This window comes from Streptomyces caeruleatus (assembly GCF_001514235.1).
Lineage (GTDB): Bacteria > Actinomycetota > Actinomycetes > Streptomycetales > Streptomycetaceae > Streptomyces > Streptomyces caeruleatus.
The window spans coordinates 275,614-290,535 of sequence record NZ_KQ948931.1; the positions used below are offsets into that span (position 1 = coordinate 275,614).

Annotated in this window: 15 protein-coding genes and 1 tRNA gene; 10 read left to right on the forward strand and 6 right to left on the reverse strand. The window is 72.2% G+C overall.

The window, feature by feature from the left end:
• Positions 1–16: 16 nt before the first annotated feature.
• The 3 genes from AQJ67_RS24880 to AQJ67_RS24890 form a co-directional block, all read right to left on the reverse strand.
• The gene (locus AQJ67_RS24880; protein WP_244190588.1) at positions 17–1,564 is read right to left on the reverse strand and encodes a Stp1/IreP family PP2C-type Ser/Thr phosphatase; all 1,548 of its coding nucleotides are present in this window, start codon (positions 1,562–1,564) and stop codon (positions 17–19) included.
• A 120-nt stretch (positions 1,565–1,684) separates the two neighbouring features.
• Positions 1,685–2,197: an FHA domain-containing protein FhaB/FipA gene (locus AQJ67_RS24885; RefSeq protein WP_062721291.1), complete on the reverse strand. Its 513-nt coding sequence runs from the start codon at positions 2,195–2,197 to the stop codon at positions 1,685–1,687.
• A 10-nt stretch (positions 2,198–2,207) separates the two neighbouring features.
• A complete protein-coding gene (locus tag AQJ67_RS24890; protein ID WP_062721292.1) occupies positions 2,208–3,083 on the reverse strand; it encodes an FhaA domain-containing protein in 876 nt (291 codons plus the stop codon).
• A gap of 505 nt (positions 3,084–3,588) precedes the next feature.
• Here AQJ67_RS24890 and AQJ67_RS24895 point away from each other — a divergent pair.
• Together AQJ67_RS24895 and AQJ67_RS49535 are read left to right on the forward strand one after the other, a co-directional pair.
• A tRNA-Leu gene (locus tag AQJ67_RS24895) sits at positions 3,589–3,672 on the forward strand.
• 242 nt (positions 3,673–3,914) lie between these two features.
• Positions 3,915–4,232 (forward strand): hypothetical protein, encoded by a 318-nt coding sequence (locus AQJ67_RS49535; protein ID WP_062721293.1) that lies wholly within the window; start codon positions 3,915–3,917, stop codon positions 4,230–4,232.
• On the opposite strand, the gene AQJ67_RS24905 is transcribed toward AQJ67_RS49535, so the two are convergent.
• Positions 4,142–4,504 (reverse strand): DUF1304 domain-containing protein, encoded by a 363-nt coding sequence (locus tag AQJ67_RS24905; protein ID WP_062721294.1) that lies wholly within the window; start codon positions 4,502–4,504, stop codon positions 4,142–4,144. The two genes, AQJ67_RS49535 and AQJ67_RS24905, sit on opposite strands and share 91 nt — an antisense overlap.
• 157 nt (positions 4,505–4,661) lie before the next feature.
• On the opposite strand from AQJ67_RS24905, the gene AQJ67_RS24910 reads away from it, so the two are divergent.
• Positions 4,662–5,984 (forward strand): glycosyltransferase 87 family protein, encoded by a 1,323-nt coding sequence (locus AQJ67_RS24910; RefSeq protein WP_079056150.1) that lies wholly within the window; start codon positions 4,662–4,664, stop codon positions 5,982–5,984.
• A 200-nt stretch (positions 5,985–6,184) separates the two neighbouring features.
• Here the strand turns inward: AQJ67_RS24910 and AQJ67_RS24915 are convergent, their stop codons facing one another.
• The gene (locus AQJ67_RS24915; protein ID WP_062721295.1) at positions 6,185–6,835 is read right to left on the reverse strand and encodes an FMN-dependent NADH-azoreductase; all 651 of its coding nucleotides are present in this window, start codon (positions 6,833–6,835) and stop codon (positions 6,185–6,187) included.
• 172 nt (positions 6,836–7,007) lie between these two features.
• On the opposite strand from AQJ67_RS24915, the gene AQJ67_RS24920 reads away from it, so the two are divergent.
• The 4 genes from AQJ67_RS24920 to AQJ67_RS24935 all read left to right on the forward strand — a co-directional run bounded on the left by AQJ67_RS24920 (position 7,008) and on the right by AQJ67_RS24935 (position 10,745).
• Complete coding sequence (locus tag AQJ67_RS24920; RefSeq protein ID WP_062721614.1) at positions 7,008–7,364, forward strand: winged helix-turn-helix transcriptional regulator; 357 nt, start codon at positions 7,008–7,010, stop codon at positions 7,362–7,364.
• 320 nt (positions 7,365–7,684) lie between these two features.
• Positions 7,685–9,169: a DUF2252 domain-containing protein gene (locus tag AQJ67_RS24925; RefSeq protein ID WP_062721296.1), complete on the forward strand. Its 1,485-nt coding sequence runs from the start codon at positions 7,685–7,687 to the stop codon at positions 9,167–9,169.
• Positions 9,170–9,356: 187 nt separating this feature from the next.
• Complete coding sequence (locus tag AQJ67_RS24930; RefSeq protein ID WP_062721615.1) at positions 9,357–10,280, forward strand: J domain-containing protein; 924 nt, start codon at positions 9,357–9,359, stop codon at positions 10,278–10,280.
• Between the two features lie 135 nt (positions 10,281–10,415).
• Positions 10,416–10,745, forward strand: coding sequence for a rhodanese-like domain-containing protein (locus AQJ67_RS24935; RefSeq protein WP_062721297.1), 330 nt, complete (start codon positions 10,416–10,418; stop codon positions 10,743–10,745).
• A gap of 38 nt (positions 10,746–10,783) precedes the next feature.
• On the opposite strand, the gene AQJ67_RS24940 is transcribed toward AQJ67_RS24935, so the two are convergent.
• On the reverse strand, positions 10,784–11,917 hold the full coding sequence (locus AQJ67_RS24940; protein WP_062721298.1) for an acyl-CoA dehydrogenase family protein: 1,134 nt from the start codon (positions 11,915–11,917) through the stop codon (positions 10,784–10,786).
• Between the two features lie 203 nt (positions 11,918–12,120).
• Between AQJ67_RS24940 and AQJ67_RS24945 the strand changes: the two genes are divergently transcribed.
• From AQJ67_RS24945 to AQJ67_RS24955, 3 genes are read left to right on the forward strand one after another with little or no spacing between them, the layout of a single operon-like run.
• A complete protein-coding gene (locus AQJ67_RS24945) occupies positions 12,121–12,921 on the forward strand; it encodes a DUF5819 family protein (protein ID WP_062721299.1) in 801 nt (266 codons plus the stop codon).
• Positions 12,918–14,144, forward strand: coding sequence for an HTTM domain-containing protein (locus AQJ67_RS24950; RefSeq protein WP_062721300.1), 1,227 nt, complete (start codon positions 12,918–12,920; stop codon positions 14,142–14,144). The genes AQJ67_RS24945 and AQJ67_RS24950 overlap by 4 nt, the downstream gene beginning before the upstream one ends.
• Positions 14,141–14,884, forward strand: a complete 744-nt coding sequence (locus tag AQJ67_RS24955) for a TrmH family RNA methyltransferase (protein WP_062721301.1) — start codon at positions 14,141–14,143, stop codon at positions 14,882–14,884. The genes AQJ67_RS24950 and AQJ67_RS24955 overlap by 4 nt, the downstream gene beginning before the upstream one ends.
• Positions 14,885–14,922 lie beyond the last annotated feature (38 nt).

Sequence of the window (14,922 nt, forward strand, 5' to 3'; positions counted from 1 at the left end):
GCCTCTCACGGCTTGCCTACTGCGTACCGCAGTTCGAGACGACCTTCTGCTCTTCCTCCGAGAGAGTGGGGCCGGGGCTTGGCTTCGCAGTCGGTGTCGGGGAGGTGGAGTTGGGCGGGGTCGTGGGCTTGGACGCCGAGGGGTTCGGTGTCGGTGACGCCTTGGACGTGAGGGAGGTACGGGTGGTTCCCGTGGTGCCTCCGGCCTCGCCCTCGCCGGTCCGGGAGTTGTTGTCGCTCTCGGCGGCCTGCTGCTCGGACCGCTTCTTGCACGCGGAGGCCTGCAGGGCGAGCTCGTCGATCTTCGTCTGGGCGTCCTTGAGGCCGCCCTCGGTGATGGTCGCCTCGACGAGCTTCTGCTGGTAGGGCGGCAGGTACTTGAGTTCGATCTCGGGGTGGTCCTTCTCGACCTTCGAGAGCGAGACCCAGGCCAGGTCCTGGCTGATCCCCCGGTACAGGGCGACGTGTTCGTTGTTGGCGCCCACGTAGTACTGGGTCTGTGTCCAGCGCCAGCCGCCGTAGAGACCGCCGCCGATCACGCCGAGCGCGAGGGCGATGTAGAGGGATCTCTTCAGCCAGCGGCCCTTGCGGGGTTTGACGAAGTCGTCGTCGGTGTAGTCGCCGAAGCTGCCCGTGGGGACGTAGCCGGTGGTGTCGCCGGAGCCGGGCGGGCCGAACTCGCCGCCTCCGCCGCCCTGCCCGGGCACGTGGCGGCCGAGCCCGGAGGCGCGGCCGGCGGGGGTCTGCATGATGCCGTTGTCGTGCAGGTGGTTCTGGTTCTCGGCGACGGCGCCGACCACGACGGGGGTGTCGGACAGCTGCCCGGCGAGGGTGTCGCCGGTGTCCAGGTCGAGGACGTCGGCGATGATCACGGTGATGTTGTCGGGGCCGCCGCCGCGCAGCGCGAGCTCGATCAGCTGCTGCACGGTCTCCTGCGGGCCCTGGTAGCTGGCGAGGGTGTCCTCCAGGGTCTGGTGGGACACCACGCCGGAGAGGCCGTCGGAGCAGATCAGGTAGCGGTCGCCGGCGCGGACCTCGCGGATGGAGAGGTCGGGTTCGACGTGGTCGCCGCTGCCCAACGCCCGCATCAGCAGGGAGCGCTGGGGGTGGGTGGTGGCTTCTTCCTCGGTGATGCGGCCTTCGTCGACGAGGCGCTGCACCCAGGTGTGGTCCTGGGTGATCTGCGTGAGGACGCCGTCGCGCAGCAGGTAGGCGCGGGAGTCGCCGACGTGGACGAGGCCGAGGCGCTGTCCGGTCCACAGGAGGGCGGTGAGCGTGGTGCCCATGCCTTCCAGCTGGGGGTCCTCCTCGACCATCGAGCGCAGCTGGTCGTTGGCGCGCTGTACGGCGGTGCCGAGCGAGGTGAGGATGTCGGAGCCGGGGACGTCGTCGTCGAGGGCGACGATCGTGGAGATGGCCTCGGAGGAGGCGACCTCTCCGGCGGCGGCGCCGCCCATGCCGTCGGCGATGGCGAGCAGGCGGGGTCCGGCGTATCCGGAGTCCTCGTTGCCCTCCCGGATCATGCCTTTGTGCGATCCGGCGGCGAAGCGCAGTGACAGACTCATGCGCACCTCGCCCGTCGGCTCCGGGTACATCCGCACGGTGCCCACCCTCCGGTCGGGAGCGCGCCGGGGCCCGTGGGGTGGGCCGCCGCTGCGTGCTCGCTCCGCTCGCTCATTGTCGTACTACTTCCGCAGCTCGATGACGGTCTTGCCGATGCGGATCGGCGCGCCCAGCGGAATCGGTGTGGGGGTCGTGAGCCGCGTTCGGTCGAGGTACGTGCCGTTGGTGGAGCCCAGGTCCTCGACGATCCACTGGCCGTCGCGGTCCGGGTAGATCCTGGCATGCCGGCTGGAGGCGTAGTCGTCGTCCAGCACGATCGTGCTGTCGTGCGCCCGGCCCAGGGTGATGGTCTGGCCCTGGAGCGCGACGGTGGTGCCGGTGAGGGTGCCCTCGGACACGACCAGCTTGGTGGGGGCGTTACGGCGCTGGCGGCCGCCGCCCTGCTGGCCGCGCTGCTGCGGCGGCGCCGCCTGTCGGGCGGCCTGCTGCGGCCGGGCGGCCTCGCGGCGCGCTCCGCGCTGCGTGACACGCGTACCGAACAGGTCGCTGCGGATGACCTGCACGGCCACGATCACGAACAGCCACAGGACGGCCAGGAAACCCAGCCGCATGACCGTGAGGGTCAGCTCTGACATTGCCCCCGCTTCACCCTTCGGCTTGCCTATAGATAACGGTGGTGCTGCCCACGACGATCCGCGAGCCGTCGCGGAGCGTAGCGCGGGTGGTGTGCTGCCCGTCCACCACGATGCCGTTGGTGGACCCGAGATCCTGGATCGTCGAGGGCGTTCCGGTCCGGATCTCGCAGTGCCGGCGGGAGACGCCGGGGTCGTCGATCCGCACGTCGGCGTCGGTGCTGCGGCCCAGCACGAGCGTCGCGCGGGAGATCTGATGGCGGGTGCCGTTGATCTCGATCCAGTAGCGGGTGCGGCCGCCGGCCGCGGGTGCGGCGGGGGGGCGCTGGCCGCCCGCGGGCTGCGGGTAGCCGTAACCGCCGGGGCGGCCGCCGGGCGGCGGCGCGGCCGGCATGGGCGGGGCGCCCGCGGGTGCGGCGGCCGGCGGATAGCCGTAGCCGCCCTGGCCCTGGGCACCGCCGGGCCGCCCGGCCGGGGCGGCGGGGGCCGGTCGGCCGCCGCTCTGCTGGTCGGCGGAGCCGGCGAGGGTACGGCTGCGCACGCGGTACAGGCCGGTGTCGAGGTCGTCGGCCTTCTCCAGGTTGACCTTGATCGGCCCCATGAAGGTGTAGCGCTGCTGCTTGGCGTAGTCGCGGACCATGCCGGCGAGCTCGTCGCCGAGCTGGCCGGAGTAGGGGCTCAGCCGCTCGTGGTCCGGGGCGCTGAGCTCCACGATGAAGTCGTTGGGGACGACCGTGCGGTCGCGGTTCCAGATGGTCGCGTTGTTGTCGCACTCGCGCTGGAGCGCTCCCGCGATCTCCACGGGCTGGACCTCGGACTTGAACACCTTGGCGAAGGTGCCGTTGACCAGACCTTCGAGACGCTGCTCGAACTTCTTCAGGACTCCCATGGGGCACCTCCTCCGTAGCCTGCTTCGTCCTGCATCCCGCCGGGCGGGTACTGCCTTACCTGGTACTGCTTACTGATCGTATCCACGCGCCGGTCGATCGGCTGGTTCCCCCTGTCGGCCCGGTCGACGGGTGTCGACGCCCTCGAAGTTCCCTGTGGAGCTCCCCTTCGAACTCCTCAGGGGCACAGTCTTGCCATGGATCGTAGAGGCGGCCGAAGACCAGTGTCCCGCACCTGACTGTGGACCCCGACCGGCTCCTGGGGAGATGCGTGGTACCGGTACGAGGTTGATACGTGAACAGGTACTCGTTGATACGGAGCGGAGGGCGCAGCGGATCGGTCGCCGTCGGGCGGCATCTGTCGACTGTGCTGGTGGGCGCCCGCACCGTGCTCGCACGGCGGCTGCCTGGGGATAAGGGATGTGAACCCACCCTGGACGGCGTGCTAATGTTCTGCGTGTCGGAAGGCGCCGGACCGCAAGGGAAGAGCCCGAGGACACACCCAATGCGCGGGTGGCGGAATAGGCAGACGCGCTGGATTCAGGTTCCAGTGCCCGCAAGGGCGTGGGGGTTCAACTCCCCCCTCGCGCACAGAGCGAACGGGCTCATCGTGATGACGATGAGCCCGTTCGGCGTTTCCGGGTTCGATCCGGCCCGGTGTGATGATGCTTACATGCGGCCGGGTCCCCGTTGAGTGATCTTCGGCGCGACCTCTGAGTGTGTGCTCTCTCACTCGTCATCGGTGAGGCGACGTCGGTGGGGAGACCGCCACCCTGCGCCGGCCGGCAGCCCCGCTGCACATCCTGGGTGTCGGGCTTCCGACGTCCGGGGACTTGGACTTCGTGCCGCGGACGGGCATCGGCGCCGCGCTGGTCGGCGTCGTCGCGCGGTTCGGCGAGGACCCGCTCGCCGTCTACGGCAACGGGACCAAGGTGATCCTCTTCGTCACCATGGCCTTCTGCGCCTTCTGCGCCTTCTGCGCTTTCTACGCCTTCCGCCGGGCCGGCGGCATCCTCACGGCCCGCATCAGAGGGCTGAGGTCGCTGCCGGCCCTCGGGGCTCAGCCGGCGGCGATGACTGCGGCGAGGCTGACGGCCGCGGGCAGGGCCTGGGCGAAGAGGATGCGCCGGTTGGCGGTGGCCGCGCCGTAGACGCCCGCGACGACGATGCAGGACAGGAAGAAGATCTGGACCCGGTAGCCGGTCGGGTCGTCGGCGATCAGGCCCCAGACCAGGCCCGCGGCCAGGAAGCCGTTGTAGAGGCCCTGGTTGGCCGCGAGCGATGCGGTGGCGCGGGCCATCTCGGCGTCGAAGCCGGAGAAACGGCGGCCCGGGCCGCGCTGCCACAGGAACATCTCCAGGACAAGGATGTAGGCGTGCAGCAGCGCCATCAGGGCGACGAGGACGACAGAGAGCGTATGCATGGGGTGATTGTGCCGGTGAGCCGTCCGGGCCCGTCGGGGCGGTCGGACTTTCGGCTGAGCGGCTCGCTTCCCGGCCGGTGAACGGTGACCGTTCGGCCGAGGTGGCGGTCCACGCCCCGGCGCGAGATTGGAGCTCCCCTTCCCCAGGAGCCCACCGATGCCACCCGAGTCACTCTCCTTCGTCGCCGGAGTCAGGCCCGGCGGCCCCGCCCCCGCCCCCGCGGCCCCCACAGCCCTCGTCGCCCCCGCGCGCCGGGCGCCGACCGGCAACGGCCCGGCGCCGTCCCGCCGTACGCCTCGGCTGGGCCGTCGCATACCCCGCGACGTGCTGTTCTGGCTGGGCTGCGCGTTCTTCGCGCTGTCGCTGGCCCTGGTCACGAACCTGACCCCGCACCGGATCTGGGGCGCCTGCGCCGCCGTCGGGTACGCCGTCGCCGCGGAACTCGCCCGGCGGGCGCCGCGGCCCTGGAGCGGGCGCAGTGCGGTCGCCGCGCTGCTCGGATCCGTCGTGGTGCCGCTGGTGCTGATGGTCGCGGTGGGTGCCGCGCAGTCGGAGGTGCGTGTCGTCGAGCACTCGGGCGGCCTGCTGCTGGGCTCCGGGAGCCCGTACGTGCCGCACCCGGTCGGCGTCGACGACTACAACCCGTATCTGCCCGGCATGGCGCTCTTCGGGTTGCCCCACGCGCTGTTCGGCGGTACGCCGCTCGCGGATGCCCGGGTGTGGTTCTGCGCGGTGTTCCTGGTGAGCATGCTGGTCGCGGCGCGGCGTTCGGGGCGCGAGCGGGCGAGTGCGCGTGCGGCGCTTCTCCTCGCGGCCTTCCCCGCGGTGGCGTTGCCGCTGGCTGTCGGAGGCGTGGACCTGCCGGTGATCGGGCTGATGTGTCTGGGGCTGGCGCTGGCGGGCCGCGGCGGGTCCGGGACGGCGGCGGGGCTGGCGATGGGGGCCGCGGCCGCGCTGAAGTGGACGGCCTGGCCGCTGCTGCCGGTGGGTCTCGTACTGCTGGCGGTGACGGCGGGGCGTCGGGCGGCCGTGCGGGCCGGTGTCGTCGCCGTGCTGGTGGCCGCGCTGGCCGTGGTGCCGGTGGCCCTGGCCGATCCGCACGCCTTCGTGGAGCACGTGGTGCTCTTCCCGCTCGGTGAGGGCGGGGTCGGTTCACCGGCGGCCAGCCCACTGCCCGGGCACCTGCTGGCCACGTACGTCCCCGGGGGCTCCGCCCTCGCCATGGCCGCGCTGGTGGCCGCCGCCGTCGGCGTGGCCGTGTCGTTGGCGGTACGTCCGCCCAGGACCGTCGTCGCCGCCGCGGACCGGCTGGCGCTCGGGCTGGGGCTGGCGATGTGCCTGATCCCGGCGACCCGGTTCGGATACCTGGTCTACCCGATCGTGCTGGCCGCGTGGTTCCGGCGTAGCGAGCTGCGGACGGCTGCTCGTCGGGTCGGGCTGCTGGTGGGGGTGGGGCGGTGTGGGCGAGGGCGGGGGTGAGCCTCGGGGGAGCGGCAGCGGGCAGGGGGGCGCGTCTGGTGCGGATCGCCGTCTCGCGGGGGCGGGCTGGTCGTGGCGCTGTGTATGGCGCTGTGTATGTGGGGTCGTGCCCGAGTCGTGCGCGGGGGTGGCTGCACGCGCACGCGTAGAGGCCCGGGCCGCTCGACCGGGGCCCTACGCGCGCGTGCCCGTCGGCGCGACTACGCCGCGAGCCGCTGGGCCAGCTGCTTCGCCTTCGTGGCGGCCTCGTCGAGGGCGCGCTCACGGGAGGCCTCGAAGAGCGGGACCAGCTCGGCCATCCCCGGGTCGGCCGGGGCCATCGTGAGCTCCGGGACGATGAAGTCGAGGTCGGCGCCGAGGAAGTCGGCCAGCACCGCCGACAGGTAGTTCTGCACGTACTCGTAGCCCGCGCGCGGGGTGCCCGGCCCGTAGGCGCCGCCGCGGCTGGCCACCACGGTGATCGGGGTGCCCTTGACCGACTGGGCGTCGCCCGCCGTACGACCGAACAGGACCACGTTGTCCAGCCAGGCCTTCAGCGTCGACGGGATCGTCAGGTTGTACATCGGGGCGCCGATCAGCACCGCGTCCGCACGCTCCAGCTCCTCGATCAGCTTCACGCGCTCCGCGAAGGCGGCGGCCTGCTCGGGGCTGTGCGTGGCCGGATCGGAGAAGCCGGCGGTGTGGGCGTGGGCGGTGATGTGCGGCACGGGGTCCGTGGCGAGGTCGCGGTGGATCACCGTGCCCTCGGGGTGCTGTTCCTGCCAGGCGCCGCGGAAGGCGTCGGCGACGGCACGGGAGGAGGATGCGTCGGACGGGAAGACGGAGGAGTCGATGTGCAGGAGCGTGGCCATGAGGATCTCCAGGGGGATACAGGGGGATACAGGGGGATACAGGGGATACAGGGGGATGGGAAGCGACTGAAAGTTTGTACTCGACTATGGATAACACAGTCACTTACTTTTTTTCATCCCCGTACGGGAGGGCAGTACCCTGAAGGACATGGCGGGTGACATGGCGGGTGAGATGGCGGGTGAGCAGAGTCACGACGTAGGGGCGTGCAAGCGGGTCGACGACGGGATCACCCAGGTCTTCCAGCTGCTCGGCAAGCGTTGGACGGGCCCGATCGTGTCGGTCCTGACCGCGGGGCCCGCGTACTTCGTCGCCCTGCGGCGGGCGATCCCCGGCATCAGCGAACGCATGCTCTCCGACCGGCTCACCGAACTCGCCGCCGCGGGACTGGTCGTGCGCGAGGTCTATGAAGGGCCGCCGCTGCGGGTCGTCTACCGGCTGACGGAGGCGGGCGCCGCGCTGGAGCCGGCGCTGACCGAGCTGGGCGGGTGGGCGAAGACGTACCTGGGGGACGGGGCTGGGGGCTGCTGAGGTCGGTTCTCGGGAGGACCTTGCGCGGCCGACTTCTGCTTCAGGCTTCCGGAGCCGGGTCTCGCAGGGTCTCGCCGGGTCTCGCCAGGTCTCGCAGGGTCTCGCCGGGCTTCGCGGGCTTCGCGGGCCTCGCCGGGTCTCGCCGGTCCGCCGGCTCTCGCCGGGTTCCAGCCGAGTTTCCGGGTGGGTTTTCCACAGGCGGCTCGTCAGGCGCCGCGGAGTTGTCCACAGGGTCTGACGCGTTTCGGCCACCGGCTGTAACGTCGGCACGAGTTGATGTTCGTGTCGATGGTCGTGCGTGAGCGGGGGAGGCGGTCGAGATGACCGAGGTCGGTGCGGGTGCTGCGGCGGAGGCTGCCGCGGTGGCGGCGGAGTCGCCTTCCGAGGCGCTGTCGGCATCCGTGGCGCGTCGGCTGCCCCGGGTGCCCGGCTTCGCCGAGTGGCCCGGCGGTGAGTGGCCCGGCGGTGGCTCGCCCAAGGAGGAGGGCAAGGCGCTGCGCAGGCGCGTGCCGCGCGGTGAGCACGCCCTCCTCGATCTCGACGCCGCACGCCCCGACGCCGTGGCCGCCGTCGAGGAGTCCAACCTCGGCCGGCTTGCCGACCTCACCCCGATCAGGGTCGGCCGGATGGCGGCGACGCCCTTCGCGTTTCTGCGGGGCTCGGCGGGACTCATGGCCTACGACCTCGCCCGCACACCCATGACCCGGATCCGCGCCCAGATCTGCGGTGACGCGCACGCGGCCAACTTCGGCCTGTACGGCGACCCGCGCGGCGGCCTGATCATCGATCTGAACGACTTCGACGAGACGCTGTACGGCCCCTGGGAGTGGGACCTCAAGCGGCTCGCCACCTCGCTGGTGCTGGCGGGCCGGGAGGCGGGCGCAGACGAGGACGCGTGCCGCAAGGCGGCGCACGACACGGTCGGTGCCTACCGGCGCACCATGCGCCTGCTGGCCAAGCTCTCGGTGCTGGACGCGTGGAACGCCATCGCGGACGAGGAGCTCGTCTCCCACACCGACGCCCATGATCTGCTCGGCACGCTGGAGCGGGTCGCGGAGAAGGCGCGGGCCAACACCAGCGGTCGCTTCGCGGCGAAGTCGACGGAGCCGACCGAGGACGGTGGCCGCCGGTTCGTCGACGCCCCGCCCGTGCTGCGCCGGGTTCCGGACGCGGAGGCGGCCTCGGTGGCGGCGTCGCTGGAGAGCTACGTCACCACGCTCTCCGAGGACCGCCACCCCCTGCTCTCCCGGCACTCGGTGCACGACGTGGCCTTCCGCGTGGTGGGCACGGGCAGCGTCGGCACCCGCTCCTATGTCGTCCTGCTCCTGGACCACCGGGGCGAGTCGCTGGTCCTCCAGGTGAAGGAGGCCCGCCCGTCGGCCCTGCTCCCGCACTTGGTGACGGCCGGTTTCGAGGCGCCGCAGGCGGAGCACGAGGGACGGCGCGTGGTCCTCGGCCAGAAGCGCATGCAGGTGGTCAGCGACGTCCTGCTGGGCTGGACGACGGTCGACGGCCTCCCCTTCCAGGTCCGCCAGTTCCGCAACCGCAAGGGCAGCGTCGACCCGGCAGCCCTGGCTGCCGACCAGATAGACGACTACGCCCGCATGACCGGCGCCCTCCTGGCCCGCGCCCACTCCCACAGCGCCGACCCCCGACTGGTCTCCGGCTACTGCGGCAAGAACGACGAACTGGACGAGGCCATTGCCACGTTCGCCGTCAGCTACGCCGACCGTACGGAGGCGGACCACAGCGCGCTGGTGACGGCGGTGCGGGCGGGGCGGATCGCGGCCGAAGTCGGGGTGTGACGGCAGAGGGCTGCGCCTCTCGGCGCCGGTCGCACCGATCAGCCCGTCCGGCGTTTGAGGACGAGGCTCCTTCCGGGCCGAAGCGGGCCTGGGGCGGCAGCTCAGCAGGCCGGCGACAACGCCGGTGCTGTCCACCCTGCGGTCCCCGGGCCTCGGATCGGCTGACGCGGTCCCCTACGCTGGTCGGGTGACGACGCCCGAAGCTGAGCAGTCCCAGGCCGAGCCCGCTGGTGCGGGGACGCACGGTGGTGCCGAGGTCCCCGTCGGTGGAGCCGAGCAGGGTGGTGAGGCGCAGATGATGGCCGAAGGCGGGGCCGAGCGGCCCGAGGCGCGGCTGGAGCGGGCCGTGCGGGCCGCCGAGCAGGCGTTGATCGAGTACGAGATCGCCGTGGAGACCTTCCGCGTCGAGGTCGAGAACTTCTCCCGGCTGCACCACCAGAAGCTCGGCCCGATGTACGCCCGCCTCGACGAGCTGGACGCCCAAATCGCCGAGGCCACGGCCGCCCGGACCGGCGACCCGGAGGACATCCGCAAGGCCGACGAGGCCCGCGCCCGGGTGCTGCCCATGCCGGGCGTGGAGGAGCTGTTCCACGGCTGGATGGACAGCGAGGGGCTGTCCCCGGAGGCCGCCGCGATGCTCACTGAGCAGCCGGTGCGGCCGCCGCAGCGGGTGCGCCCCAGCGACGAGGCCCGCAAGCTCTACCGCGAGCTGGCCCGCAAGGCCCACCCCGATCTCGCCCAGGAGACGGCCGAGCGTTCCCGGCGCGAGGAGTTCATCACCCGGGTCAACGCGGCGTACTCCCGAGGCGACGAGGCGCTGCTGCGGGAGCTGGCCGAGGAGTGGGCCGCGGGACCGGTGCCCGAGGAGCAGGGCCCCACCCCCGCCGAGGAGCTCTACGCCCGCCTCGAATGGCTCGCCCAGCGCAAGGAACTGCTCACGCTGGTCGCGAAGGAGCTGGAGGAGGGCGCGATCGGCGCGATGCTCCGCCTCGCCCCGGACGACCCCGACCGTCTCCTCGAAGAGATCGCCGACCAGCTGCTGGCCCAGGTCGCGGAACGAGAGGCAGAGCTGGTAGCACTACTCGGCCAAGGGCACGGGAATCGCCCCTAGGGGCGCGGGGAACTGCGCGATCAACCACGACGAGACCCGCACCCTCCAGAGGGCAGACCCACCCTCCATCCTGGGCGCCCCGCCCAGCCGGCGCAGCGTTCCGGTAGCGTCGGAGTCATGAATTTCGGATCTGCCGTGCCCACGGTCGAGGTCACCGACCTCAAGGACGACGACTTCCTCCTGGACGTCCGCGAGGACGACGAGTGGCAGGCGGGCCACGCCGAAGGGGCCCTGCACATCCCGATCAGCGAGTTCGTCGCCCGCTACGGCGAGCTGACCGAGGCCGCCCCGCAGGACGGCCGCGTCCATGTCATCTGCCGCTCCGGCGGTCGCTCGGCGCAGGTCGCGATGTACCTCGTCCAGCAGGGCGTCGACGCCGTGAACGTCGACGGCGGCATGCAGGTGTGGGCGGCGGTGGGACGCCCCGTGGTGAACGACGAGGGGCAGTCCGGGTACGTGCTGTAGAGGTAGCCGCCACCCGCGCCCGCTGTCCTGTTCGCGGGTCAGCCGAGCGGATGCGCCGCCAGCAGCTCCCCCAGCGCCTCCTCGTGTGCCGCCGCCGGGCCGAGTGCAAGTTCCAGGTGCTTGGCCCAGGCGTGGTACCGGTGCAGCGGATAGTCGACGTCGGCACCGAAGCCGCCGTGCAGATGCTGGGCCGTCTGCACGACGCGCCGTACGCCCTCCGAGGCCCAGATCTTGGCGACGGCCACGTCCGCGGAGGCGGGCAGCGCACCCGGGGCGCCCGAGGCGATCCGCCAGGCGGCCTGCCACAGCGTCGCCTCCATCGCGCGCAGGTCGATGAACCGGTCGGCGGACTGCACGGCGACCGCCTGGAACGTGGCGATCGGATGCCCGAACTGCTCCCGCTTGCCCGCGTAGTCCGAGGTCATCCCCAGCACCCGCTCACCCAGTCCGAGCGCCAGCGCACACGTCCCCGTGGCCAGCAGCTCCCGCAGCCACTCCCAGACGCCCTCGGCGTCGATGACGTCCCGCGCCGTGAGCCCCACCGAGTCCAGCCGCAGCTCCCCCAGCCGCTCGCCGCTGGTCGAGAATTGCTCGCCGAGCGAGACCCCCTGCGCGCCGCGCGGCACCAGCGCGAGGACGGTCCGGTCGGCGGCCGTACGGGCCGGGACGGCGACGAGATCGGCGTCGTACGCCCAGGCCACGGCGGTCTGCACGCCGTCCAGCACCCAGCGGGCACCGTCCTGCCGGGCGGTCACCGCGAGCTCGGCCGGGTCGTGGCCGGTGCGACCGTGCGCGGCGACCGTCAGCACGATCTCACCGCGCCCCGCCCGAGCGAGCAGCTCGGCCTTCAGCTCGGGGCTGCCGTACGCCTGGACGGCGGCCAGTGCGGCGCTGCTCTCCAGCAGCGGCACCCGGGCCAGCACCTTCGCCGACTCGCGCAGCACCAGGCACAGCGCGACGGCGTCGAGGCCGGCCCCGCCGTACTCCTCCGCGAGCAGCAGGCTCAGCAGGTCCGCGTCGGCGAGCCGGCCCCACAGGGGGCGGTCGAAGTCGTCGGCGACGGCACCCGGCGTGAGCGCGGGGGAGGGCACCGCGTCCGGCGCGACCCCGGCGAACACCCCGCGCGCCGCCTCGGCCGCCGCCTGCTGCTCCTCGGTGAAGGTGAAGTCCACGGTCCCTGCCCTTCCACACGCACGGCGATCTGACGGAGCGTCAAGATAGAACAGGTTCTAGAAGAAGGGAATGGTCCTCGTCGGACCCCCGTAAGGTGTGGGCAACGTCGGCCCGACAGGGGCTGTGCCCGGCGGGTGGGCCTGAGTACCGTTCCCGTGCGAGCGCTGAGGGAAGACGAACCGGAATCAGGGAACGGGACTGCATGGACGCCTACGACGCGGGCTCGGCCGCCCGTCACGGGCCGGACGAGGAGACGCGGGACGCCCCGCCCGCCGTCGCGTCCCCGCCCGCTCCTCCGGCCCCCGTGATCCCCGAACCCCGCACCGGCGTGGCCGCCCTCTCCCTGCGGTACCAGGTCGGCGCCGCGCTCGCCCTGGCGGTCGTGGCCATAGCCGTCTGTGTCCACATAGGCATGGTCTTCCTGCACGTCGCCCCGCTGAACACGGTCACCAAGCAGCACGGCAAGGCGATCGACGACTGGATATACCCGGAGTTCGAACAGAACTGGAAGCTGTTCGCTCCCAACCCGCTCCAGCAGAACATCGCCGTCCAGGTCCGCGCCCAGGTCGACACGGCCGACGGCGGCACCCGCACCACCGGCTGGTACGACCTGTCGGCCCAGGACGGCCGGGCCATCGACGGCAATCTGCTGCCCAGCCACACCCAGCAGAACGAGCTGCGCCGGGCCTGGGACTTCTTCGTCGCCACGCACGACGCCCAGAACCGTCCCGTGGGCCTGCGCGGCGCCCTGTCCGAGACGTATCTGCGGCACATAGTGCAGCTGCGCCTCGACCGGGCGAACGCGGCCGGCGACGGCGGCGTCGTCGAGCGCGTCCAGGTCCGCTCCCGCACCACCAATGTGCGGCCGCCGGAGTGGAGCGACGAGCAGGTCTCGGACAGGCCGACCGACCGGATCCTGCCCTGGTGGTCGGTACCGGCGGAGCAGACCGGTGGTGCGGGCGGGGCGGGCGCCCTGCGTCAGGCCGAGGAGGGTGTCCGGTGAACCGCTTCGCCCTCGGGATCTCCGCGGCCATCGCCCGGGTCACTGAGTCCGCCCTCGGCCCCTACCAGACGGCCGTCATCCGCATCGGCTTCACCGCGACCTGGCTGCTGTTCCTGCTGCGCGAGTTCCCCCACCGCCAGGAGCTGTACGGCCCCGACGGCCCCTGGGACTTCGACCTCGCCCAGCAGCTGATCGGCACGAACGGCTCCTTCACCGCCCTGATCTGGTCGAGCAGCCAGTTCTGGTTCGAGAGCGTCTACGCGTTCGCCGTGCTGACCAGCGTGTTGCTGTTGCTCGGCTGGCGTACCCGCACGATGTCCGTCCTGTTCATGGTGGGCGTGCTCTCGCTGCAGAACCGCTCCATCTTCATGGGCGACGGCGGTGACAACGTCCTGCACCTGATGTGCGTCTACCTCGTGTTCACGCGCTGCGGCCAGGTCTGGTCGCTGGACGGGCGCCGGGCCCGGCTCGCGCGCGAGGCACGCGCGCGTGGCGAGCGGGACCGGCCCGACCGGCTCGGCCCGGTCCTGTGGGCCGTGCTCGGGTTCGCGCTGGTCGCGGTCACCGCGACGGGCCGCCTCGACGGCGACCTGACCGTGCCGGTGATCCTGTGGGGCGTCTGGCTGGCGCAGGCCGTGTGGTGGCTTGTGGGCCGCCGAGCGTCGACCGCCGAGCCGCGCATCCTGCTCGACGTGGTCGGCAACATCGTGCACAACGGCGCCCTGCTGGTGATCATGGCCGAGGCGTGTCTGATCTACGCGACCGCCGGCTGGTACAAGATCCAGGGCTCCCGCTGGCAGGACGGCACCGCCGTCCACTACCCGCTCCACCTCGACTACTTCTCGCCCTGGCCCGCCCTCGCCGAGCTGCTGTCGTCCAGCGGCCTCATGGTGATGCTCATCACCTACGGCACGGTCATCGTGCAGGTCGCCTTCCCGTTCACGCTGTTCAACCGGCGGGTCAAGAACGTCCTGCTCGCCGCGATGATCACCGAGCACGCCGTGATCGCGGTCGTCCTCGGGCTGCCGTTCTTCTCCCTGGCGATGATCGCGGCGGACGCGGTCTTCCTGCCGACGACGTTCCTGCGCCGGCTCGGCGGCTGGGCGGCACGCGCGCGTGGCGGCCTGTCGCGGCTGCTGCGGCGCGGTGACGACCGTACGGAACTTCCCGGACCCCGCACACCGGAGAACCCCGAGCACGCGCACGTAGGCTTCACGGCATGACCGTGACCTCCTGGAACCGGCTCGCCGGCACCTCGGTGCTGCTCGACGGCTTCCACGCCCTCAAGCACGCCGTGCGCTTCGGAGCCGAGGTCCCGGTGGCGGTCACCGTCGACCGGACGGCCGCGCTCGCCCTCGCCGATGAACTGGCGCCGGACGTACGGGACGCCCTGGACGCACTCCTGACCGAGGTCCCGGAGTCGACGTACACGCCCCTGGTGCCGCGCCCGCACCCCACCGGGGTGGCAGCCCTTGCGGTGCGCCCGTCCCGCGCGGCCAACCTCCAGAAGCTGGCGCACACCCCGCGCACCGCCCCCGTCGTGGTCCTCGACCACCCCCGCAACCTCGGCAACGCGGGCGCGGTGATCCGCCTGGCCGCCGGGTTCGGCGCGACCGGCGTGGTCACCACCGGCACGCTGGACCCCTGGCATCCCACGGTCGTACGCGGCGGCGCGGGCCTGCACTTCGCGACGGCCGTGGAACGGCTGACCGTGGAGGAGCTGCCACCCGGGCCCCTCTTCGCCCTGGACCCCGAGGGCGACGACATCCGGGGCACCAAGCTCCCGGACGACGCCGTCCTCGCCTTCGGCTCCGAGCGCAGCGGCCTGTCGGCCGAACTACGCGCGCGTGCCGACCACTTGCTGTCCCTGCCGATGCGCCCCCAGGTCTCCAGCTACAACCTGGCGACGAGCGTGGCGATGACGCTCTACCACTGGAGCACGGCCACCGGAGCGCCCCTGTAGGGGCGCGGGGAACTGCGCGACCGGCCACAACGAACCGG

Coding starts and splice junctions, on each gene's coding strand:
- AQJ67_RS24880 (WP_244190588.1), bottom strand. CDS start 1,564: ATGAGTCTGTCACTGCGCTTCGCCGCCGGATCGCACAAAGGCATGATC.
- AQJ67_RS24885 (WP_062721291.1), bottom strand. CDS start 2,197: ATGTCAGAGCTGACCCTCACGGTCATGCGGCTGGGTTTCCTGGCCGTC.
- AQJ67_RS24890 (WP_062721292.1), bottom strand. CDS start 3,083: ATGGGAGTCCTGAAGAAGTTCGAGCAGCGTCTCGAAGGTCTGGTCAAC.
- AQJ67_RS24905 (WP_062721294.1), bottom strand. CDS start 4,504: ATGCATACGCTCTCTGTCGTCCTCGTCGCCCTGATGGCGCTGCTGCAC.
- AQJ67_RS24910 (WP_079056150.1), top strand. CDS start 4,662: ATGCCACCCGAGTCACTCTCCTTCGTCGCCGGAGTCAGGCCCGGCGGC.
- AQJ67_RS24915 (WP_062721295.1), bottom strand. CDS start 6,835: ATGGCCACGCTCCTGCACATCGACTCCTCCGTCTTCCCGTCCGACGCA.
- AQJ67_RS24920 (WP_062721614.1), top strand. CDS start 7,008: ATGGCGGGTGAGCAGAGTCACGACGTAGGGGCGTGCAAGCGGGTCGAC.
- AQJ67_RS24925 (WP_062721296.1), top strand. CDS start 7,685: ATGACCGAGGTCGGTGCGGGTGCTGCGGCGGAGGCTGCCGCGGTGGCG.
- AQJ67_RS24945 (WP_062721299.1), top strand. CDS start 12,121: ATGGACGCCTACGACGCGGGCTCGGCCGCCCGTCACGGGCCGGACGAG.
- AQJ67_RS24955 (WP_062721301.1), top strand. CDS start 14,141: ATGACCGTGACCTCCTGGAACCGGCTCGCCGGCACCTCGGTGCTGCTC.